The sequence below is a fragment of the Heliomicrobium sulfidophilum genome, assembly GCF_057715735.1.
Window position 1 is genome coordinate 1144941 of record NZ_JBVTZZ010000005.1, and the last position, 23238, is coordinate 1168178.

15 protein-coding genes and 2 pseudogenes are annotated in these 23238 nt (G+C 56.7%); 6 read left to right on the forward strand and 11 right to left on the reverse strand.

The features are described from left to right. Positions 1-262 precede the first annotated feature (262 nt). The 5 genes and pseudogenes from AC0CW1_RS11120 to AC0CW1_RS11140 all read right to left on the reverse strand — a co-directional run. Positions 263-856, reverse strand: a pseudogene (locus AC0CW1_RS11120) (phage tail protein); the annotation flags it as partial. 167 nt (positions 857-1023) lie between these two features. Further along, on the reverse strand, positions 1024-1506 hold the full coding sequence (locus AC0CW1_RS11125) for a GNAT family N-acetyltransferase (RefSeq protein ID WP_488183115.1): 483 nt from the start codon (positions 1504-1506) through the stop codon (positions 1024-1026). A 351-nt stretch (positions 1507-1857) separates the two neighbouring features. After that, positions 1858-4401 carry an ATP-dependent helicase HrpB gene (gene hrpB, locus AC0CW1_RS11130; protein WP_488183116.1) on the reverse strand — a complete coding sequence of 848 codons (2544 nt, stop codon included), beginning with the start codon at positions 4399-4401 and terminating at the stop codon, positions 1858-1860. Between the two features lie 64 nt (positions 4402-4465). Beyond that, a complete protein-coding gene (locus AC0CW1_RS11135; RefSeq protein WP_488183117.1) occupies positions 4466-4660 on the reverse strand; it encodes a YwbE family protein in 195 nt (64 codons plus the stop codon). Continuing rightward, complete coding sequence (locus tag AC0CW1_RS11140) at positions 4657-5868, reverse strand: uroporphyrinogen decarboxylase/cobalamine-independent methonine synthase family protein (RefSeq protein ID WP_488183118.1); 1212 nt, start codon at positions 5866-5868, stop codon at positions 4657-4659. The genes AC0CW1_RS11135 and AC0CW1_RS11140 overlap by 4 nt, the downstream gene beginning before the upstream one ends. A gap of 172 nt (positions 5869-6040) precedes the next feature. Here AC0CW1_RS11140 and cshA point away from each other — a divergent pair, with 172 nt between their 5' ends. Further along, positions 6041-7537: a degradosome RNA helicase CshA gene (gene cshA, locus AC0CW1_RS11145; RefSeq protein WP_488183119.1), complete on the forward strand. Its 1497-nt coding sequence runs from the start codon at positions 6041-6043 to the stop codon at positions 7535-7537. A 96-nt stretch (positions 7538-7633) separates the two neighbouring features. On the opposite strand, the gene AC0CW1_RS11150 is transcribed toward cshA, so the two are convergent. Then, the gene (locus AC0CW1_RS11150) at positions 7634-9091 is read right to left on the reverse strand and encodes an aminotransferase-like domain-containing protein (RefSeq protein ID WP_488183120.1); all 1458 of its coding nucleotides are present in this window, start codon (positions 9089-9091) and stop codon (positions 7634-7636) included. Positions 9092-9200: 109 nt separating this feature from the next. Here AC0CW1_RS11150 and AC0CW1_RS11155 point away from each other — a divergent pair, with 109 nt between their 5' ends. Next, positions 9201-10316: an EamA family transporter gene (locus AC0CW1_RS11155; protein WP_488183121.1), complete on the forward strand. Its 1116-nt coding sequence runs from the start codon at positions 9201-9203 to the stop codon at positions 10314-10316. Between the two features lie 230 nt (positions 10317-10546). Here AC0CW1_RS11155 and AC0CW1_RS11160 read toward each other — a convergent pair whose 3' ends face one another. After that, positions 10547-10864 carry a hypothetical protein gene (locus AC0CW1_RS11160; protein WP_488183122.1) on the reverse strand — a complete coding sequence of 106 codons (318 nt, stop codon included), beginning with the start codon at positions 10862-10864 and terminating at the stop codon, positions 10547-10549. A 399-nt stretch (positions 10865-11263) separates the two neighbouring features. On the opposite strand from AC0CW1_RS11160, the gene AC0CW1_RS11165 reads away from it, so the two are divergent. Next, positions 11264-12646 (forward strand): FAD-dependent oxidoreductase, encoded by a 1383-nt coding sequence (locus tag AC0CW1_RS11165; RefSeq protein WP_488183123.1) that lies wholly within the window; start codon positions 11264-11266, stop codon positions 12644-12646. A 183-nt stretch (positions 12647-12829) separates the two neighbouring features. Here the strand turns inward: AC0CW1_RS11165 and AC0CW1_RS11170 are convergent, their stop codons facing one another. Together AC0CW1_RS11170 and AC0CW1_RS11175 are read right to left on the reverse strand one after the other, a co-directional pair. Further along, positions 12830-14626 carry an aldehyde ferredoxin oxidoreductase family protein gene (locus AC0CW1_RS11170; protein ID WP_488183124.1) on the reverse strand — a complete coding sequence of 599 codons (1797 nt, stop codon included), beginning with the start codon at positions 14624-14626 and terminating at the stop codon, positions 12830-12832. Positions 14627-14944: 318 nt separating this feature from the next. Beyond that, the gene (locus AC0CW1_RS11175) at positions 14945-15130 is read right to left on the reverse strand and encodes a DUF2179 domain-containing protein (protein WP_488183125.1); all 186 of its coding nucleotides are present in this window, start codon (positions 15128-15130) and stop codon (positions 14945-14947) included. A gap of 96 nt (positions 15131-15226) precedes the next feature. Between AC0CW1_RS11175 and AC0CW1_RS11180 the strand changes: the two genes are divergently transcribed. Further along, entirely contained in the window at positions 15227-17743 is a 2517-nt protein-coding gene (locus tag AC0CW1_RS11180) for an EAL domain-containing protein (RefSeq protein WP_488183126.1), read from the forward strand. A gap of 67 nt (positions 17744-17810) precedes the next feature. Here the strand turns inward: AC0CW1_RS11180 and AC0CW1_RS11185 are convergent, their stop codons facing one another. Together AC0CW1_RS11185 and AC0CW1_RS11190 are read right to left on the reverse strand one after the other, a co-directional pair. Beyond that, on the reverse strand, positions 17811-18764 hold the full coding sequence (locus AC0CW1_RS11185) for a phosphate/phosphite/phosphonate ABC transporter substrate-binding protein (protein ID WP_488183127.1): 954 nt from the start codon (positions 18762-18764) through the stop codon (positions 17811-17813). Between the two features lie 744 nt (positions 18765-19508). Further along, positions 19509-19757: pseudogene (locus tag AC0CW1_RS11190) on the reverse strand (IS1380 family transposase); the annotation flags it as partial. A gap of 121 nt (positions 19758-19878) precedes the next feature. Here AC0CW1_RS11190 and AC0CW1_RS11195 point away from each other — a divergent pair. Both AC0CW1_RS11195 and AC0CW1_RS11200 read left to right on the forward strand, forming a co-directional pair. Then, entirely contained in the window at positions 19879-21033 is a 1155-nt protein-coding gene (locus tag AC0CW1_RS11195) for an HD-GYP domain-containing protein (protein ID WP_488183128.1), read from the forward strand. A 128-nt stretch (positions 21034-21161) separates the two neighbouring features. Beyond that, positions 21162-23195, forward strand: coding sequence for a methyl-accepting chemotaxis protein (locus tag AC0CW1_RS11200; RefSeq protein ID WP_488183130.1), 2034 nt, complete (start codon positions 21162-21164; stop codon positions 23193-23195). Positions 23196-23238: the final 43 nt, after the last annotated feature.

Genomic DNA, 23238 nt, shown 5'->3' on the forward strand with positions numbered 1-23238 from the left:
AAGACAGAAGAATTCCGTTGGCAAACGCAATTATCTGTACTTTATTTCACTCGATTTTCAATGAACGACACGCGAGATTTCGGTTTTGAAATAACAAAAAGCAAAATTCTCAGAAGCGCGTACAGTCGATGTGCGCGAAGACGCAATGAAAAACGCGATGTCCCGAAGAATACCGATACCTAAAAAGGATCTGAACCGCGTTCAGATCCTTTTTAGGTCGATTACAAAAACGGGCAATTCGCCGCGCTCTTTCAGCAAGACATCAATCTCGATCGGGCCAGAGGCCTTGGAGGCAGATGATGTATTTGACAACCTGGTACGGCGGCATGTTGCTAAAAGATGCGGGGGCAGTCGCAGTGTTGGAGCCGGTGCTGCCGGTTACTTGATTGGCGGTAAAGTTGACTGTGCCGCCTTGTAAACTGGCAGACTTCGTCGTATCGAGGTTGCTTGCGTACAAACCCGAGCCTTTCCCTGCGGTAAGGGGGCCAAGAAAACCGTTGCTGGGAGGTGTCGTAGCGCCTACAGTCGTCGTGTCTGTCGAGGCCTGAATCTGCACACTGGCAGAACCTTGAACCGTGATCGTCGGACTTTGCGGCGTCGAGGTCATGCTGTGTATATGGGCAGGCAGGTTGCCCATCTGAAGCGTGGTGGTTGTCGTCCCGGAATAGGCCCCCTGCGTGTAGCGGATGGGTTCGGTTGACAACTGGCCATCGCCGATGGCCAACCGCCCGCACAGGTTCGGCAGATTGAAGTAGTTCTTCCCGTCTCCGCCGTATGTAACGCCGAGCACCGCAAACAAGGCTTGGTTTTGCGCGATAGGAAGTTGCCTCCCGTCACAAAGCGCCCAACCCCGCGGGACCCATACGCCCGCTCAAGGAAGAATTGTTCCGATGAAACAATCCATTTCTACCCTCTCCCTTTCTACTGTTTTTTCGCTGCGAGCTTACTGAGGCGACCGTCCCCATTCGGCGTTGCCGATTGGGAATACACTCTCCCCCCTTTCAACTCGAAACTTCATCCACCCTACTCCTCGTCTCGGCTATGGGGGGACCGGGAATCCCATTCCATTTCAACGCAAACCCCGCTGTCGTTGATCACCCGAAAGGCGAATCGCTCATAGAGTGAGCGGGCTGGGCCGTTAAACCACATCACGCGCAGACGGACCGTTTTCCCCGATTCAGCGGCGCTTTTTTGCACCGCCCCCAGCAACTGACTCCCAATTCCCCTACTACGGTATTCCGGCAGCAAGGCAATCGCAAGAATATGTATTAAAGTCTCTTTCTCGCGGAGATACAGTCTGCCGATCGGCTTGTCGTCGTTCAGAACGATACGGCGGTCCGCACCGGCATTCCCTTGCTCTTCCGCAAAAAACTGCTGGATGAGGATTTGACGCTTGACCTCATCATCCGCGACGGCTATCCAATCCAGATCAGGGCGACTGCTGGCAAACAACCGGCACAGAAAGGGTTCATCGCTTTTTTGAACAGGGCGCAGGGATATATTCACAGTTTCCCTTCTCCTGATCCATGGAAGATATTAGCCCTCTTGGGCACGCTTCCAATCCTAATAGCACTAACAATGGAAAAATTACCTTGGGGCAAATATACCCTGCCTGCCAACTCTTTGTCAATTCATTAATCATTAGGTCTTGTTTAAAAAATATTAAATTTTACTGTTCTCCGTTATTGCCAGCTCTTTCACTGCAATCATCGTCAAGGCGCTTGTATAGGCGCGACGGTGGATGTGACTTTGCTACATAAATAAAAGAAAGGGGTCTGAAAACTCGAGTTTCGTCAACTTCAGACCCCTTTATCCATTCGCGTGTTCATGTATCGCCTGCGGTAAAATGCGCCGGCCTTACGTATCGGGGCGCACACGACTCGTCGGAATCGCCGATGCCGGATCTTCCGGCCAGTAATGCTTTGGATAGCGTCCCTTTAAATCTTTTCTCACCTCAAAGTAAGCGTCGCGCCAGAAACTGGCCAGATCCTGGGTGACCTGCACCGGTCGCTGCGCCGGCGAGAGCAGGTGTATCGTCAAAGGCGCCCGGCCGCGGCAGACGCTCGGCGTAGTCGCCTGACCGAACATCTCTTGAATTTTTACGGAAACTACAGGTGATTCCGGCGAACGGTAATCGATGGGGAGAGATCGTCCGCTAGGGACACGGATGTGTGTCGGCGCGCACTCGTCTAATTCTCGAACTTTTTCCCAAGGAAGCATCGCTTGAAGTATTGCTGTCAAGTTGAGCCGCTGCAGATCGTCCCGGCTTTTTTCGCCATACAGGTGTGGTCCAAGCCATTCCTCCAGCTTCGCCAAGAGCGCCGTGTCGGAGACATCCGGCCAATCCGGTTCCCAGCGCGCCATAAAGAGAAGCCGTTCCCGCAACTGCAGGGAGGCCTTCGTCCAGGGCAGGATGGACAGCCCTTCCTCACGGATTCCGGAGAGCAAGGCCGACCTGATCGCCGTGGGATCGGCGTCAGCAAAGGGCCACTCGCGCAAGACCAGCGCGCCCAACCGATCTCGCCGGCGCACCCGCACAGCCTGGGCCACACGATCCCAGACGACCAGATCCTCCCTCTCGATCTGGCTTTCAAAATGACGGTCCAACTCCCCTAATTCAACCGGGGCCGCCAGAAAGATACGGCTCTCGGCCCCCTGATCATCCAGTTCCGCCGCCACCAGGTAAGGCGACTTGCCTAGGGGCTGGGCCTCGGCAAAAGCGGCCCCCCGTCCGTTGCGTAAGAGAAAGCGGCCGTCAGGCCGCCGTTGACCGATCCTGTCGGGATAGGCGAAGGCGAGCAGGAGCCCGCAAGCGTCAACATTGTCGGGGGCATAGGCGCGAGAGCGGCTCTCCTGCGCCGCAGACTGTCCGAACTCCCTTTTCAAGGCGCTCGCCTCAGCGAGAATGCGCCGCCGGGCCGCCCGATCGACGGTAAATCCGAAAGCAGAACTCCCGGCATCTCCAGTGCCCGGCGAGGCAAGCGCCTCCAGTCGCAAGCGCAGGTCGGCGTCCGGCGCCGTCCGCTCGGCGTGCAAAAAATCCCGCTCGCTCAGTATCGCCGCCAGTTCACAGGCGATTCCTCCGAATCCCAGCGGGATCGCCTGAAGGATCATGTGCGCCAACCGGGGATGCAACCCCGCCTCGGCCATGCGCCGCCCTTGCGCGGTGATGGCGCCGCGCGCGCCGTCTGGCGCGAGCGCCCCGAGTTGAACCAGTAGCTCCCGCGCTTGCCCAAAGGCGGCTTCCGGCGGCGCGTCAAGCCAATGCAGTTCCGCCGGATCCGCAACTCCCCAGGCGGCCAGTTCCAGCGCGAGGGGCGCCAGGTCTGCCTCCAAAATCTCCGGCCTACCACGTGGAACAAGTCTCAGATCCTCCGATTGGGTCCATAAGCGGTAGCAGACCCCCGGCCCCAAACGGCCTGCCCGTCCCCGTCGTTGATCAGCCGACGCCCGTGAGACGGGAATCGTCTCCAGCCGCGTCATCCCTGTGCGCGGAGAAAAGCGAGAAACACGCATGAGACCGCTGTCGATGACGATCCGGACCCCTTCCACAGTAAGGCTCGTCTCAGCGATTGACGTCGCCAGGACAACCTTGCGGACCCCGGGTGGACTCGGCGCAATGGCCCGGTCCTGGGCTTCAAGAGGCAGGCTGCCGTGCAACGGGCAGATCAGCAGCCTTTCTGATCCCAGGCCCATTTCGGCCAGCCGCGCCTCAACCCGCCGGATTTCCTTGGCCCCCGGCAAAAAGACTAGAATATCGCCCTCATCGCTCGCCAACGCCTCCCGGACCATCCGCGCCACCAGCGCCTCGATGGCTCCTTCGGCTCGCCGCTCCAAGTAGCGCGTTTCCACCGGGTGTGGACGGCCTTCGCTGACAATCACGGGCGCATCGCCTAGAAGGGCCGCCACCGGTTCGGCGTCCAGCGTGGCCGACATGACCAGGATGCGCAGGTCCTCCCGCAAGAGCGCCTGCGACTGAAGGCACAGCGCCAGTCCCAAATCGGCTGTCAGGCTCCGCTCATGAAACTCGTCAAAGATGACCAGTCCCACATCCTCCAGAGCCGGATCCGCCTGCAAGAACCGCGTGAGCACCCCTTCGGTGATCACCTCGATGCGCGTTTGGGGGCCCACCCGTGTCTCCTGCCGGACGCGGAAGCCCACCGTCTGCCCGACCGCTTCGCCGAGGCTGGCCGCCATATGCCGCGCCGCAGAGCGGGCGGCCAGCCGGCGGGGCTCCAGCATGACGATCCGCCGCCCCGCCAGCCAGGGTTCATCAAGCATCGCCAACGGTGCTCTTGTCGTCTTGCCCGCGCCGGGCGGGGCCACCAGCACCGCCTTCGTTTGCGTGTGAAGCGCCTCTTTCAATGCCGGCAAGCTTGCCTCGATTGGCAGCGAAGTCATCGGTGATCCCTTCCTCTTTTCTCGATCAACTTCTTTATATATCCGCCTCGTCAGCAGACAACAATCACTCAATCACTTCCTGCACCCGTCCAACGATCCCATTTTCCAATCGCACCTTGATCCCATGGGGGTGAGTGGGGCTCTTGGTCAGGATGTCCTTGACGACGCCCTCTGTCCGTTCCCCTGTCCGCTGGTGCTGCTTCTGCACGATCTTCACCCGGCATCCTGGCCGGATGTTTTTGCGCTCCCTGCCATTCACAGGCGAATCCCCCTTCCACCGGCTTTTTTTACCCGGGAAGCCAGTTGCCCGAGCAGGTGATAGGCCTGCTCCGCTTCGGCCACCGTCCGCAACCCATAGCCGCAGGCCGGCGTGAGGACCAACTGCCGCCGCATTGCCTCGCCGGAGACGCCGCAGCCTTCCATCACGGCCATTTGCCCGGCCAGCTTTTGCAAAAGTCCTTCTGCCGTGGCCGCCGCCAATTCTTCCGGGTCGGTCGGCACGATCCCCCAGGCCAGCAGGCCGCCGCGCGACAAAAAGCGATCCACCGCTCCGGCATGGCGGACCATCGCTTCGAAATGCTTACAAGCGTCAAAGCTGACGATATGGACGCCGCTGTCAAAGATCAGTGCCCAGTCCGCATCACCACAGCAGTGCAGCCCTGCCAGCGCCCCCGTCTGGCCGATGGCCTGGGCCATCGTCTGGACAAACCGGCGGATCAGATCCTCGTCGAGGGCATTACCGGCATTAGCGGCATTAGCGGCATTAGCGGCATTAGCGGTATTACCGGCTTTATCGGCGCTCCCGGCGGCAACGGTATGCCCGTTGGGGCCCGACGCATCACCCCGGTCAATTCCAGAGGCGCTTCCCAGCCCGGTCAACCCCGGCTCGTCAACAAAGATCATCACCGGCCAGGGAAGCCGACGCAGGTCGCTGGCCATCCATGCCGCCTGCAGCGCCGCCGAGGCGAGGACCAGTTCCCGCAGTTCCGGATCCTCCAGCAGGGAACGCCCCTGCTCATCGGTCACATAGCGCGCCGTTGTCAGCGGACCGGCCAACTGCGCCTTCACCCAGTTCGGCGTCACCGGCCAGGCCCGGTCCAGCAACTCCTGGCGAAAGCGGAGGTAGTTGGGGCTTCGCTGGGCGAAGAGCGACTCATCATTGCTGTACCATTCGATGGGCTCATCGACGCCGCACTCCCCGACGCCACAAGTCCGGGAAAACCGGGCCAACGCCTCGGCGAACCCGTCGGCGGAGCGGTCGACGATCGGCCTTCCATCGGGAAGACGCCGGATCAACCCGGCCCGTTCCCACGGCGCGATCCCCTGTTCCAACAGCAGGTCTTCTTTACAAACACGGGGAAGTTGGGGGCAGTGGGGCGCCTGGGGACACCCAGCCGCCACCAACGCCTTGGCCGCTTCATAACTGTCGACAGGCAAACTGCCCATGGCGGTAACAATCGGAAACAACGGTGACACCCTCCTTACAACCTTCATCCATCACGAAACCTTCATCCATTCACAAAAACCTTCGTCCATTCACAAAAACCTTCGTCCATTCTTAATAAACTTCCGTCCCTGTCATAGCGGATCGCCAACGGAGTCACCCTATACCCAGCATGTATCATTGGAGGGTGAACCATTGGATAAATTCATCAGCCTGCGGATCAGCGACGGGATCATCGCCGCCTTAGACAAAATGGGCTTCGAGGAGCCCACCCCGATCCAGGAACAGACCATCCCGCCCGCCCTGGCCGGCGCCGACCTGATCGGACAGGCCCAGACGGGGACGGGAAAGACAGCCGCCTTCGGCATCCCCCTCATCGAAAAAGTCAAAGCCGAACCAGAACGGTTGCAGGCGGTCGTCTTGACGCCGACGCGCGAACTCTGCATCCAGGTCGCCGAGGAACTGAACCGGCTCGGCAACCAAGCCGGCGTCACCGCCCTGCCCATCTACGGCGGCCAGGACATGGTCCGCCAGATCCGGGCTTTGAAAAAAGGGCCGCCCATCATCGTCGCCACGCCGGGTCGCCTGATGGATCACATGCGCCGCAAGACGGTCCGCCTCGGCGACATCGCCATGGTCGTTCTCGACGAAGCTGATGAGATGCTCGACATGGGATTCATGGAGGACATCGAAACCATCCTGAAGGACACGCCGGAGACGCGGCAGACCCTGCTCTTCTCCGCCACCATGCCCAAGCCGATCCAATCTCTGGCCGAACGGTATCTGAAAAACCCGCAAGTCATCCGCACCCAGGCCAAAGAAGTCACCGTCCCGCTCATCGAACAGTCCTACATCGAACTACATGAGAGGCAGAAGTTCGATGTCTTAAGCCGCCTGCTGGACATCCAGTCGCCTGAACTGGCCATCATCTTCGGGCGCACGAAACGGCGCGTCGACGAACTGACCGAGGCCCTGAAAAAACGCGGCTACCCCGCCGAAGGGATCCATGGAGACCTGACCCAGGGCAAGCGGGAAAGCGTCCTGCGCCAGTTCCGCTCCGGCGTCGTCGACATTCTCGTCGCCACCGGCGTCGCCGCCCGCGGGCTCGATATCAGCGGCGTCACCCATGTCTATAACTTCGATATCCCCCAGGATCCGGAGGGCTATGTCCACCGCATCGACCGCACCGGACGGGCCGGGAACGCCGGCCTGGCCATCACCTTCGTCACCCCGCGCGAGATGGACCACCTGCGGACGATCGAGTCGGTGACCAAACGCAAGATGATCCGCATGGCCATCCCCACCGTCACCGAAGCCACCGCCGGCTTGCAGAGCATTGCCGTGGACAAACTGCTGCGGGTCGTTGAGGAGGGCAAGATCGACGCCTATAGAAGCCGCGCCGAGGAGTTGCTCGCCGGTGAGGATTCGGTGACACTGCTCGCCGCCGCTCTGAAATTGTTGACGAAGACGACGAAGGACGTGGAGATCCGGCTCACCCCGGAAGCGCCCCTTCGCGTCCGCAAAGGCTTCAAACAGCCTTTCAAGCATAAACAAGGCAACGGCTTTCCTCGCCAGAGACAACGCTTCGGCGGAGGGGGCGGCGGTCGCTTCGCAGGTGGCAGCAACCGCAGTCGCGGACCGAAAGCTTTCGGGAAACCGAGCTTCACCCCGCCGAGCCCTCCTACCCATTAATCCAACCCGTTAACGATTTCGGACCATCTTCTCCAGGCCATCCATGACAGAAAACTTCGAGCCCGCTCGCCTTCATCCAGCGTGTCACAAACCATCCTAGCGCACCGCCTCATTGAGCACCCCACAAAGACTCTCCAGCGCCCTCGGCAATTCTCCATCAGCCAGGTTTGTCCAGCAGACCCGGAGGTGGTTCGACTCGGGCTCTCCCGGATAAAAAATCGACCCCGGCAAAAAGTGAATCCCGCGCCGGTGCGCCTCCGGAAGCAGGGTGTCGGCATCCAAAAAAGGGGGCAAGGTCAGCCACAAGTGCATGCCCCCTTGGGGCTGCCGCCAGCGAATCGCCGGATTCAAGCGCTGTGACAGCCTATCGGCCACCTGCCGGCTCCGCCGCAGCAGGACGCCGTTCAGTTGGTCGATGTACCGGGGGAGTTTCGGATCCCGGAAAAAAGGCACCAGCGCCTTTTGCAGCCATAAGGGAGATCCCAGGTCGACGATCGACTTAGCCGCTAAGAGCCGCCGGTACAAGGTGCCGTCGGCGGCCAGCACGCCGAGGCGAAGGCCGGGAAAGAGAAACTTGCTGAATCCCTTCAGGTAGACCACCCGACCGTCAGGATCGAGGGCTTTCAAGGGCGGCGGCAGCTTGCCCGTTCCATTGTCCGCCAGGGTCAGTTCCCGGTGGGGCTCATCTTCGAGAATCAGCACACCCGCTTCGACAGCGAAGTCAATCAACGCCCGGCGCCGCTTGAGGGACATGACGCTGCCTGTGGGGTTTTGATAGGTCGGGACCACATAGATGGCTTTGATTCGCATCCGCGTTGACAGATCTTCCAGGATCTCCACCCGGATCCCTTCGTGATCGACGGGAACGGGGACGATATGGGGGTGGCTCAACCGGAAGGCGTCGATGGCGCCGGAAAAAGCGGGGACCTCCATGGCGAGCACATCCTCTGGCCCCAGGAAGGTCCGCGCGAAGAGGTCGATCCCCTGCTGCGTGCCGTTGGTGATGATCAACTGGTGAGGCGAGAGGGTGAGCCCCTGGTTGCGCAGGTAGGCGGCCACCCCTTCCAAAAACTCCGGATCACCCTGAAAGGGCGCATACCGCCCCAGCGATTGAGGCGCTTTTTTCAGCGCGCTTTGTATCGAAGCCTCCAGCAACGGCAGCGGCAGCAAGGTGTGGTGAATGGAGGCCGTCGCCAGGTCAAGAATCTCCGGCGGCAGGCGCACGGCGCTCTGACTCCAAAAGCTCGCCCGGGGCAGGTAATCCTCGATCGCCATCTGCCAACTGAAGGGGTCTCCAGGCGCATCCACCGACGCCGCCCGCTCCCGGACGAAGGTCCCCTTCCCCTGGATCGAATCGGTCAGCCCCCGCTTTTCCAGCAGTTCATAAGCCTGCACCGTCGTCATCAGGCTCACGCCCAGGTCCCGGGCCAACTGGCGGACGGAAGGCAGCTTCTCCCCTGGGCGCAACAGCCCCGAACGGATGCGCTCTCCCAGGCCGGCGCAGATTTGTTCTCGCAATGGCGTCGCCTGGCTGCGGTCCAGATCGATTTTCATAGACACGCCCCCAACTGTTCTACTCATCCGTTGACTGTTATACGATAACAGTGGTTTTATAGGGCTATCTTACCGAAGTGTTATCAAAACAGCAAGGGATGTGGAGGTCATGATCGGGGCCTACGCGTTGATGTGCGCCATCTTCGGGACCACTTTTCTGGCCATCAAAATCGGTTTGGAGGCCGGCGTTCAACCCTTTTTCTTCGCCGGGACGCGCTTTTTCCTGGCCGGCGTCCTGGTCTACGGCTTTTTCCGCTGGCGAGGGACGGGCGGAGCGCTCACCCGCCAGCAGTGGCAGGACGCCATCGTTGTGGGCGTCACCATGACGGGATTGCTCTTCGCCTCCCTGTACTGGGGAGAACAGCACATCACTTCCGGCCTGGCCGCCTTGCTGGCTGCCACCGCCCCCTTGAAGGTCAGCCTGGTTGAGCACTTTCAACGGAAAGACCGCTCCCGCAGCCGCCCTATCGGGGCTTCCCTCCTTCCCAGCGATTCCCCCGACGGTCCACCCAGCGGTTCACCCGGAGGTTTGCCCGGAGGTTTGCCCAGCAGCGCTCATCCTGCTGTTGGCACTGCCAACACAGGCAGCTCTGGCAGCCCTGGCGGCATCGCCATCCCCCGCAGAATCGGCAACCTCTTCACCCCATTGAAGTTCGCCGGCCTCTGCCTGGGCCTCGCCGGTGTCGGCATCGCCGTCTTCCCGACGCTCCAGGGGGGCAGCGCTGGCGTCATGGCCTCGCTCTCCGTCGCCGCCATCCTGCTGGCCCAGATGACCTACGCCTTCGGCGCCGTCCGTTCCAAAGGCGCCCTCCATTCCGGCGGCGTCAATCCCTACCTGTTCAACGCCGCCCAGATGATGGCTGGCGGCCTGCTGTTGCTCCTGCTTTCGGCGTTTTTCGAGAGCGGACAGGGGAAGCCTTGGAACAGCGAGATCCTGGCAGCTTGGGCCTACCTCACCGTCTTCGGCTCCATCGTCGGCCATGGCACCTACTACTGGCTCGTCCGGGCGACGAACCCCCTCTTTCCCTCCACCTGGACCTACATCTCGCCGATCATCGCCCAGTTCGTCGGGTTCTGGTGGGCCGGCGAGAGCCTGACAGCCTACACCTTCATCGGCCTTCTCTCGGTGCTGTCCGGCGTGCTGCTCGTCAACTGGAACGTCCTCAAGTCGCTCGTGCCCGCGATACCTGCGCAGGAAGCTACGCAATTGCAGCGTCAGGAGTAAAGAAAGCAGCCCGTTGCAAAAAACAGTAACGAGACGAACTACTCCTTACTTCTAACTCCTAATAAAACTTCCATAACCCGTCGGGTCACAGGCCATGCTGAAAATAACTTTTCATAAAAAAAGCCGCCGACATCGCCGGCAGCCGCTGGATCCATCTAAAAGCGCTATCGCATAAAAACAACTCGATCGGGTCTCTTTCTACAGTAACGTCCCTTTCATTCGGGCGGCCCTTATCCGTTGACCACGCGCCCCTGCACCATCGGCGCAAGGCCCGGAAGGACCTGATGGGCCTGGGGACCAACGAGGCCGACCTCATGGAGCGTCACCAGCACCGATGAGAGAAGACCCGCTTGTTGGCTAACCTCCCGGCAGATCTCCGCCCAACCACCTTGAACGACAGCCATGCTCTGCTGAGCTTGCCGGATATGGGTCTGGACCTGAGGGAGTTGTTGACTGAATCGTTGACTGCGTTCGCTCAGCAAACGCATCCGTTCCGCGAGTTCTCCCCAGTCCTTCGCCGGAGAGGCAGAAAAGTCGGTGGTACTCATCGCAATCCCCCCTTATGATCCATCCTATGATGCTTGCTTATCATCAAGTATAGCCTACGCTAACCTTCTGCCGCAGGCTTTGCGTAGGAAAAAGCAAAGTCTTAACACAGTTGAAAAAAACATAACAACCAACCCTTTTGCTGCAATGGAAACGCGCGCCCAGCGAGTGAGTCGACAAGGCGCGCTTCGCTATTTTTAACGAAAAGGCAAGCCGTCCATCATGAATCCCGGCTGCGGCGCAAAAACTTCTCTCCTACAAAGGCTGAACAGCAGGATTCGGCGGATGGACATGGAATAAGTTTTTCCAACCGATCAGCCCACCGTTACCTCCATTTCTCATCCCATTACTCTCCCCCGCAGAGCCAACCCGCCCCATTCTAATCAAACAGGTGATGCTTCATGATCATCGATAAAAAGAGCGACTTCGACGCCATCGAACTCTCCTTCGAGGAGATCGACAAGGGCTTCACGCCGCGCCAAGCGATCGCCGAGGCCAAGCGTTGCCTCGACTGCGCCAAACCCCCGTGCCGTTCCGGCTGTCCCGTCGGAAACGAGATTCCTCAATTCATCAAAGCCTTATCCAACGGCAATATCGGCGAAGCCAGCGCCATCATCGCCCGCCGCAGCAACCTCCCTGCCGTCTGCGGCCGTGTCTGCCCTCATGAGCAGCAGTGCGAGAGCCGCTGCATCCTCACCAAAAAGGGCGAGGGCATCAAGATCGGCAAGCTGGAGCGGTTCATCGCCGACTTTGATGCGGAAATGGAGATCAGCCAGCCAGAAGCCTGCCCAGCCAAGAACCCGCCCAAGGGCCGCGTGGCTGTCATCGGCGCTGGCCCCGCCGGCCTGACGGTCGCTGGCGATCTAGCCAAGCAGTGCTTCGATGTGACCGTCTTCGACGCCCAAGAAGAGCCGGGCGGCGTTCTCATCTACGGCATCCCCGACTTCCGCCTGAACAAAGAGGTTGTTCGCCGGGAAATCGGCAAGATGGAACGGCTGGGCGTCACCTTCCGCAACCAGGTGCTTGTCGGCCAGGACATCACCGTCGACCAACTGATTGAAGAAGGCTATGACGCTGTCTTCATCGGAACAGGCACCGCCATGCCCAAACGGCTCGAGATCCCCGGCAACGACCTGGCTGGCGTCGTGCAAGCCTCCTACTTCCTGCGCATCGTCGCCCTGGCCCACAGCGGCAAGATCAGCCCCCGCGAGATCCCTGTCTCCATCGGCGACAAAGTCTTTATCGTCGGCGCTGGCAACGTGGCCATGGACGCCGCGCGAACGGCCCTGCGGCTCGGTGCTTCCGCTGTGACCGTCGTCCACCGCCGCGGTGAGTCGGAGATTACAGCGTTGCGCAGCGAGTTCGAGCACGCCCGAGCCGAAGGCGTCACCTTCCGCTGGATGTCCTCGCCGGCCCGTTTTATCGGAGAGGAAAAGGTGACCGCCATCGAACTGGAGACGATGACCGTCGACGATGCGAACCACCTCGTCTCGACCGGCGAGAAGGAAACGCTGGCGGCAGACAAGATCATCCTGGCCATCGGCCAGCGTCCGGCGGCGCGGATCATCTCTTCCGCCGGCGGCATCGAGGTCGATCCCAACGGCTACGTGATCACCCGGGAGCGCCCCTACGGCATGACGACCCGGCGAGGCGTCTTCGCCGGCGGCGACGTGGTCCATGAACCGGCCACCGTCGTCCTGGCCATGAAGGAAGCGAAAAAAGTAGCCGCCGGCATCGCCATGTATGTGGAGGCGAAGAAGCTGATCGAAGAATGCGGCATGTGACCGACTCAAGGCGGGACACAAGCCGCAATAGGAGCAAACAACCCCTGCGCGCTTCGACATGCACAGGGGTTGTTTGTTACTGTTTTTTTATCATGTTCCTTATTTCAATAAGTTTTCAGCGGCTTGGCGCATTCGCTGGTGCAAGTGCCTCCAGCCAGCTCTTTTACCGGTTTTCCAACCCGCCTACTCCAGCCCCAGTTCTTGCAGCTTCTCCTTCGTCGGCACACCCTCGGCGTCCCAACCACGGACTTCATAATAGAGGGGCAGCAGTTCATCCAGCTTATGCACCCAGCCCTTCGATGGGCCTTCCGGCAGCGGCTCTTCCAACAGTCGTTTCGGCAACGTGTCGTCGGCCTTGGTCAAGCCGGCCTGCAGGTTGAAAAGACGCTCCAGGTTGTAGATGCGATCGCCGGCGGTCAGGACCTCGTCAGCCGTCCACTCGACGCCCATGGCCGCGCTGAGCAGATCGGCATAGTCGCCAGCGCCCAGGGCAAAGGAGGTGAAGAGGCACATACCGGAGGCGTCGATGGATGCAGTCAGATCCTGGAAGATCTTCGCCCAAAGAGGCTTGCCTTCCAGAGAGAAGCGGTCCAGTTTCTCCGGCAAGCCCAAGATCTCCGGCGAGATCAGGTAACCGCGGACGTGGCAGCCGCCCCGGTTCGATGTGGCGTACTGGACGCCATGGCCTTGAATGCCGCGCGGATCATAGGCCGGCAGTTCTTGCTTCTTGACGGTCATCGAGTACTCGGGGACGCCGTAGGAGTCAGCCAGGCGGTAAGAGCCCATAGCCAGCTTGGCCCCGAAACCTTCCGCAGCGCCCATCTTCTTCGTCCATTCGACGATCGCCTCTGCATTGCCCCAGGCCAGTTCCGGTCCATCCACTTCCTCCGCCTTGATGTAGCCCTTTTCATAGAGCTCCATGGCGCAAGCGATGGTGGCGCCGGCCGAGATCGTGTCCAGGCCGTATTCATTGCAGAGGTGGTTGGCCTTGATGATCGCCTTCATGTCATTGATGCCGCAGTCGGAGCCGTAGCACCAGATGGTCTCATACTCCGGTCCGCCGCCTTCCATCTCATCGGCCTTGGTGTAACGGCCACAGGCGATGGGGCAGCGGTAGCAAGGATCCTTTTTAAGCAGGTACTTTTCGGCCAGCGTCTCACCGGAGATCGCTTCCGCATCATCAAAAACGCCCGTCTGGAAGTTGCGCGTCGGGAAGACACCGCTTTCATTGATGATGTTGACGAGAACGGCTGTGCCGTAGGTAGGCAGGCCCTGTCCAGTGACACCGTTCTCACGGATCTTCGCCATAACACCCTTCAGGATGCCTTTCATCCGCTCCGCATCGGCCAACTGCACCTTGCCGGAGCCGCGGACGACGATGGCCTTCACGTTTTTGGAACCGACGACAGCACCAACGCCGGAGCGGCCGGCGGCACGGAAACGATCATTCATCACCGCCGCCATGGGTGAGAGGTTTTCCCCGGCCGGACCGATGCAGAGGACGCGGGCTTTCGGATCGCCCGCCTCTTCCAGCAGCGTATCTGTCGCCTCGTTGACCTTCATCCCCCAGAGGTGACCAGCGTCGCGAATCTCCACCTTGTCATCGTTGATGCTGATATAGACCGGCTTTTCCGCCTTGCCTTCCAGGACGACGATATCATAGCCGGCATTCTTCAGTTCCGGTCCCCAGAAGCCGCCCGAGTTGGAGCAGGCGATCGTGCCGGTCAGGGGCGACTTGGTGATGACCATATACCGCCCGCCAGTCGGCGCGTTCGTGCCGGTCAAGGGGCCCGTGGTGATGAAGACCTTGTTCTCGGGGCTCAGCGCGTCGATCGTGGGGTCAATCTCTTGTGACAGCAGATAGCTTCCCAGTCCACGACCTCCGATAAACTTCTTGGCTACATCGACGTTGAGAGGTTCGCACTTGACCGTCTGTTCCGACAAATTGATGCGGAGCACCGTGCCCACGTAGGCATTCATGAAAAGCCCTCCTTTTATATCGTAAGTGCAATCCGTACCGCAATCATGGCGCTTGGCCTTCATCGTCGGTTACCCTTGTTTGTTACTTGGCTCTTGTCACTCGTTCGCGCGAAAATAAACTTGACATCCCTATCACTTGATTCAAATAATTTGACAAGTTCACGCAAATCCCTGCCTGCGATGTGAAAAAAATTAAAATATTTTGGAAATATGCTTATAAATGCATATTTTGATTTGCAGAAATATCTTCAAAAGAAAGGCAAGATCGCATTTCATGTTGGAAAAAAAATCTCGATTGCTATTGAACTCACGTCTATGTTACTTCCGCGTCGCTCGAAAATGATCGCCCCGAATGGTCCGCGTATCCAAGACGGTGATGAAAGCGTTGACGTCCCACTGGTGAATCAACTGTTCCAATTCCTTCAACCGTTTGCGCTCAACGTCAATATTGAGGGTGTGATAGCAGCCGTACCGGCCTTGAAGCTGCCACATCTTTACGAACAATTAACAATTCCTTTATATACGACGCCGCTTGCCGCAAAATAGATCGTCTATACTGTTCATACTCGTGACCGCAGAGACCTAAGGTGGTATCGCCCCATGTTTCAAAAGCTGACGAAAATGTGGATACGCAACAGTTACATCCGTTTCGGCTCTTCGATCATCGCCATTTTTGCCGGTTTTCTCCTCACCCTTTTTCTCCTCTTCACTTCCTTTGAAAAAGACATCACTCAAGTCCGTCAGGAAGAGGTGAGGAACATCGTCACCCTCGCCCAACAGACGATCGAGCCCATCCTGGCGAAGAAACGCAGCGGCGAGATCAGCCTGGGCGAGGCGCGGTGGCAAGCGACGGAAATACTAGAACGCTTCGTCTACTACGATCAGGCCGGCCCCAACTGTGTCTTTTTCGGCACCTATGAAGGGTATCCCCTCGTCGAACTCTCCCACCCCGAGACCGTCGGCACTTACCAAATGCAGCAGCGCGACAGCGCCGGCGTCTCTGTGACCAAGGAATTGGTGCGTATCGCCCAATCGGGCGGCGGCTTCCTGTCTTATCACCAGTCGCGGGGACCCTCGGAACGAGACCAGGAAAAACTGTCCTACATCATCGGCCTGCCGGATATCGAATGCTACCTCGGCACCGGCATCTACCTGGCCGATGTGAAGCAGGGCACCCAGGAACTGCTCGACAAGCTACTGCTGTTAGGCTTGGCTGTCTTGGGAAGCAGCCTCACCGCCCAGTACTTCCTCCTGCGCCCGCTCGTCTTCGGCTTCAGCGCCCTGTCCAGGGCCTTCGAGGAATTTGGTGAAAATCCCGATGCCCTTCCATCGCTGTGGCCGGCACGATGCCTCCACAGCCGGGAGGTGCAGGGGTTGTTCGATAAGTTTCAGGAGATGGTCTCTCAGATCCTAAGCCACCGCAAGGCACTTCAGGACAGCGAGGCGCGCTTCCGCCTGGCTGCGCAAGCGTCCAACGATGTGATCTGGGACTGGAACGCTGAAACGGGCGTCTGCGTCTGGTCCAGCCGGATCAGCGACCTCATCGGCCATCCTCAATCACCGTCCGCCGCTGACCATGAAGTGCTTCCCGATTGGATCCATCCCGATGACGCCGGGCAACGGAAGCAAGCCCTCGACGCTCACCTCTCGGGAATGAGTCCCACCTATGCCTGCGAATACCGGATCTGCCGCCCCTCCGGAAGTTGCCGCTGGGTTTCCGCGAAGGGACAAGCCGTTTTTACCGAAACAAGAGAGCCCCTGCGCATGGTCGGCTCGCTGACAGACATTACAGAACAGAAGCTGCATGACGAACAGAAACACCAGTTGGCCTACTTCGACGCCTTGACGAACATCCCCAACCGGGCTTTTTTGTACAAACAGGTAACGCCTTCGCTGGCGCAACCCGGCACCAGGGGAGCGCTCATGTTCCTCGATTTGAACAACTTCAAACGGGTGAACGACCTCCATGGCCACGCCTCAGGTGATCAGGTGCTGGCGGCCATCGCCAACCGCCTCGGCGAGATCCTGGGCGCCAAAGGGTCGACGTACCGCCTGGGCGGCGATGAGTTTGTCATCCATGCGCCAGGGATCTGCGGTACGGCGGCGACAGAACTGGCCGAGCAGTTGATCCGGGACAGCGCCTACGCCGTGACGTACCGTGATGAATCCTTTCCGGTGACTGTGAGCATCGGCATCGTCTGCTATCCCGACCACGGCGACGACCTTGACGTGCTGATCAACCGGGCGGACACGGCCATGTTCTATGCCAAAAGGGCGGCATTCCCCGGCTATGCCGTCTTCGAGCCAGCGATGCATGAGTCGCAAGTGAAGCAGATCCTGCTGGAAGGCCTGCTGAACAAGGCGTTGCAGCGGGGAGAGTTGATGGTTCACTATCAACCACAGATCAGGACCACAGACAACCGCCCCCAGTGTTTCGAGGCCTTGCTGCGCTGGAAGCGTCCGGAAGAGGGATTCATTCCACCTGCTGAGTTCATCCCCGTCGCCGAGGAAAGCGGTCTCATCGTTCCCATTGGCCGCTGGGTCCTCGATCAGGCCTGCCAATTCTGCCGGCGGCTCCATGACGCCGGTTGGACCGACTGCCGCGTCAGTGTCAACGTGTCAGCCATCCAACTGGAGGACCCCGGCTTCGTGGAGGATGTGACGACGATCCTCGCGGAAAGGGAACTCTCGCCGGCCCATCTGGAACTGGAGATCACCGAATCCCATTTCATCCATTCCTTTGACCAGGCCCTGCAAAAGCTGAATCAACTGCGGGACGTTGGCGTCAGCCTGGCATTGGACGACTTCGGCACCGGCTACTCCTCATTGAATTACCTCCGGCAACTGCCCATCAATGTGCTGAAGATGGACAAGGGCTTCATCGATGACCTGAACGGGAACAACGCCGCTATCGTCAAAACAATCGTCAAGCTCGCCCATGCGCTTGGGATTCAGGCAGTTGCTGAAGGAGTCGAACATATGGAACAGGCCGACTTCCTGACCGCCTGCAAATGCGATCGGATCCAGGGGTATTATTTCAGCCGCCCTCTGGAAGAGGATGCCCTTCTCCTTTCCTTACAAACGGCTTCGGCGATCTCCCAGAAAAAAGGGGCCTAATTCATTGATCCTTTTCATACGGGAAAATCAATAGGCTGACCTGATGTCTCAGGTCAGCCCATCTCATCTACTGATACGCCTGCAGGTCCAAGCGGAGCAACTTCGCCGTCTGCCGGATGATATCATAGTCACGGTCTTCCACAGGTGTAAAACTGCGCACTTCGTCTCTGCCGTAACTACCGAGGGCCTCCGGCGCTTCTTGATCCACTGCGCTCATTGCTTGCCTGAACTTATCCACCAATGGTTTGGCGACACCCTCCCGGTAGGCCCAGAGCGAACTGGGAATGGGATCTGACGTATACACAATTCGTATATCCTTGTCACCAACAATCCCCTTTTCGCGGAGGCTGCGGACAACGCTGCTGGACACTGCTGCCGCGTCGACCACCTGTCTTTTGACCGCCAACAGGGCCGCATCGTGGGAGCCCGCAAAAACAACCTCAGAAAAATCTTTATCGGCGTCAATGCCTTTTTGCTTCAACGCGGCCTTTGGTATCAAACAGCCGGAAGTAGACGCATGATCGACGAAGGCCATCTTTTTGCCGACCAACTGGTCCAGATTTGTAATGTTGCTCTGGGGATGGACCACAATCAAGCTGTGGTAAACGCTCCCCGTCCCAATCTTATTCTCTGCAAGCAACGCGCGCGCGCCCGCTTTCTCCGCAGCCAGGATGTAGGAGAATGGGCCAAAGAGCGCAATGTCCAATTCCCCGGCGGCCATCTTGTCGATGATCCCCTGATAGCTATGGGCGACATAAAAATCAATCTTGCCGTCCACTTTCTTTTCCAGATAGTTCATGAGCGGCTGGAATTGATCGCGAGTTTTCTCCGGCCCTTCTTTGGGGATAGCGCCTACACGGAGAAGCGGGGCGCTTGCCGTCGGGGAAATTGCCGGTTCCGGCGCTGTCGACAGTTTGGACGAGCATCCCGTCAAGCAAGCGGCGAGCAGAAGAAGGAAGGATAGAATGAGGGGGACCGACAAGCCTCGGCCCTTGTGAAAAAGCCGAAAAAAAGGCGCCATATGTATCCTCTCACCCGACATGTCACGCTATCATTTTGCAAAAACAATCATATCATCAAGCGGTGTATAAGAAGCTTTAAATTGTTGTAAAGTTGCAGATTTTGCGTATTAGCAACGCAAATCCTGTTTCCGCCATCCTAAAATGTCCAAAACTGCTGGGATTTCCTAAGCGAGAGTTGCTGATTATAATCGCCGAAGCCCTTGTGATAAACGAAAGGAAAAAGACGCCCCTGTAAGGCACTACCGGCAAGTAGCACCAAGGGCGTCCACACAAAAAAGCATAATTATTGTAACAGACTTTACGTTAGTTGACACCCCGAAAAGGGTGTTTTTTGTAAGGAGCGCGGTGCAGATTCCCTGTCCCTGTCCACCAATCTGGGCGGGCGGTAACACCTGTGGCTTATCCAAGCCGCTTCCTAGACCACATGGTCTCATATGTACGCTTACCCCTTATTTTTTATAGCACAATCTAAAATCGTTAAGCTCTCTGCAATGTCTCATTATTGTAATAAATGAATATTTTGGATTTTTACTAGTAATAATTTTTCTCACAAGCAGTTTTTGTTAATAAAGATCTTGCAAAAACAATGTTTTAATCCTATAATGAGATCAGTAATTTCCATGTATTCCCGTTACAAAATAGGTTTATATAAGGGATGATGCCTAAAACACTTTTTTGACACAATCACTAACGGCTGAACACAAGGAGAGATGCCAGTGAAGCACCCTGATCCCACTTTCACTTGCATATTCGAAAAAGTCATCTCCGCGGACGAGTTCAATGGCGTCGAAATCGTTTTTTCCCTGACAGAGGAGGCCGAGATAGGACAGGGCGACCGTACTATGGCTGATTTCCGGATTCAAACAGGTGGGCACCGTGGTTTTATCTAACCGTAACTTCAAGGAAGACTTTTTCAATAACGCGCCCACGAGGGCTAATCCAGATACAGGCGTTAATTCTTCGTTCGATTGCTCGATAATAAACTTCTTCATGCCATTCACCCCGTTGGTGAGTTTATCTTATCTCGATTAAACTCAATTTTGTCTATTATACGGGGATTTGCGTCGAATTTCGAGCTTATTCTGGTTATCGCTTCACGGATTCAGGACTTCAATGGCACAACACACTCATTCTGCTTCAGATACAATCGTTCCAATGAGCGATCCTCTTACCGATGTCTATACGTTGTCCTACATCTTACAGTTGGGTCAAGCGCTATTATCAGATCACATTGCTTTGGCTGCTTTTGTCATCGATATCGATGATTTTAAGCGAGTAAACAATATTTACGGCCATAAAACAGGAGATAAGCTCCTCACCCAGGTAGCCACGTTTTTACGGCATGAGGTGAAAAAATGGGACGGTCTTATTGGACGATTAGGCGGTGATGAATTTGTCGTTATCCTCCATGAAAGAGCGGATCTCAATGTAACATTTAAACAAGATCTCCTGAAACGGCTGTATCAGCTTCGGCTGTTTGCGGACTCTTATCTTGAACCGATTCGATTAGACTTCTCTATAGGAGAGTTCCGATCTTCAGCAGCTGACGGCATTACAATGGAAGAGTTACTGCAGCGCGCCGACAAACAAATGTACCTGCATAAAATGTGCAAGCCCCAAGAGATACCGGAAGAAATTCATACGGCCAATGCTCTGACACCACGGTACGAAAGTCTGCTGCGCGTTCTCTTTGAAAGAGACATCTATACCTTTATTCACAGCAGAAGCGTAGGCCATTATGCGGTGCTTTTGGCGATGCATGTCGGGTATCCAAGACCGGAACGATTACGAATCGCCGGTTGGCTTCATGATATTGGGAAAGTCCTGATCAGTTCACACATTTTGCGAAAGAGGGGGCCTTTGAGCATTAGCGAGTATGCCATTGTAAAACGTCATGTGATCGACGGTGTGCATATTATCGACGGCGAAGCGCTGCATCAAGAAGTGATCGACGCGATCAAGCACCATCATGAACGATGGGACGGACGTGGTTATCCCTTCGGCCTCAAAGGAGAAGAGACACCCATCGAGGGGCGGATCATCCAAGTAACAGACGCTTTCTCCGCGATGACGAGCCGAAGACTGTATCGGAAACCCTTGACGATCGAGGCGGCTGCCCAAGAGTTACAAAAAAATAGGGAAACACAATTTGATCCAACGATCGTTTCTACTTTTATCGAGCTATTACATTCTGCCCAGCATAAAATCAGTTACGACCAGAACAGTTATTTGTCTATAAATAATAATTATAACTTTACAACTGAATAATTTGTAACTCCGCGCTTGTCAATGGACATTAGAGAAGGCACTGTTAAACAATAAATCAGTACCAAAAAGAAGACAACAAGGTCGAATATATCACTAATATGGTATGTTTTTCATCCAGGTGAACGCGAATGAGGGTGGTCAATAAAATGCGTTTGTTTCACAGTGTAAAATTAAAAATCATTAGTCTTGTTGGGGCGATCCTGCTGGTCCTTTGTTTAAGCATCTCAGTGATCTTATTTTATAACTTTGCTTCAACACTTACATCTGAAACTTCTGATTCACTGATGGATATGGCCACCCTATCGGCCAGTATTGTAGAAAAGGAAATACAGAGTAATTTCATCTCTCTCGAAACGATTGCGGCGTTGGACACCATGAAAAATGAACAGGCGCCTCTTGAGAGCAAAATGGCTATCCTGGAGGCAGAAACGAGACGGCGCGGTTATAAGATGATGGCTTTCAGCGACCCGAATGGAAAGTCGCTTTCCACCAATGGGAAAGAGAGCAATATCGGAGAAAGAGAATACTTTAAGAAAGCCCTCGCTGGGTCCAATGCCGTTTCGGATCCGCTGATCAGCCAGGAAGACCGTTCCCTGGTCGTTCCCATTGCCGTACCGGTGAAGGACAACAACCGTGTCGTCGGCGTCCTCATCGCCCTTTACGACGGCAATAAGCTCTCCGAGATCACAAATTCGATTCATTCCAGCGATACAACCCAGGCTTTTATGATCAATGGAAAAGGCGTCACGATTGCCCATCCAAATAAAGACCTCGTCCTCACCATGGATAATGACCTGGAGAACTTCAAAGCGGATCCCCATCTGGCCTCCCTGGTCGCCCTTGAAGAGGAAATGATCGCGGGAAAAACAGGCACAGGCAGATACGAATACCAAGGCCTGTCGAAATTCATGGGCTACGCCCCTGTGAACTCAACAGGTTGGTCACTGGCCATAACAGCGCCGGAGGCCGAAGTTTTCGACGGATTGAATAAGCTGAAAGTCATCGTTTTTTTCGTTTCCGCTATTCTGCTCCTCGTCGGGATGGCGCTCGTATTCTTTGCCATATCTACCGTGGTAAAACCGATTCACCTAGCCGTGAATCATTTAGGAATTGTCGCCAAAGGCGACTTTACACAGCCTGTTCCTGCTGATTTTCTGAAGCGAACCGACGAGCTCGGACAGTTGGCGCAGTCCATCGATGGGATGCAACGCTCCGTCAAAAGAATCATCAACAGTATCATGGGAGAATCGAATACATCGACGACCATGGTGAATTCGGCAAAGCTACACATGACTTCCCTAAACGGAGATATTGCCGATATCTCCGCAGCGACGGAAGAATTGTCTGCCAGCATGGAGGAGACGGCTGCATCAACAGAAGAACTGAACGCCACTTCGACCGAGATTGAAAAGGCGGCTTTATCAATTGCCCAGAAAGCGCAAACCGGCGCGGAGACGGTACTCGCCATCAGCAGGCGGGCCGAACAATTAAAGGCAACGGCGATCCAGTCCCAGCAGGTTGCCCATTCCACTCACGCCGAAGTGGAGTCGCGATTGCGTGAGGCCATCGCCCAATCGAAGGCCATTGAGCAAATCGGTGTCTTGTCTGACGCCATCTTGCAGATCACCGCGCAGACCCACCTGCTGGCCTTGAATGCCGCTATTGAAGCCGCCCGAGCTGGTGAAGCCGGTCGAGGTTTTTCGGTTGTCGCCGAAGAGATCCGGAAGCTAGCCGATGATTCCAAAAACTCGGTAACGCAGATTCAAGATGTGGCACATCAACTCATCGCATCGGTCAACAACCTCTGTTTAAGTTCCCAACAGGTCCTAGACTTCATCCAGACTCAGGTGATTAAAGATTACACATCCTTAGTATCCTTAGTGGAAACGGGTGAGCAATACTACAAGGATGCTGAATACGTCAATGCCCTTGTCTCTGATTTCAGCACAACCGCCGAAGTCCTAGCAGAATCCATCCAAAACATGATGAAAGCGATTGAGGAGATTTCCTGCGCCAACAACGAGTCTGCCAGCGGAACCCAGCATATCGCTGAAAAGGCAACCGATGTATTGGAAAAGGCCAATGCCGTCGTCGATATCGTTTCCTCTACGAAAGACAGTTTCGAAAAAATGGCCCATGTGGTTGGAGAATTTAAAGTATAAACGACATCAGAGCGAGCCTTCAATAGTGAGAGCCGCCTTTGCA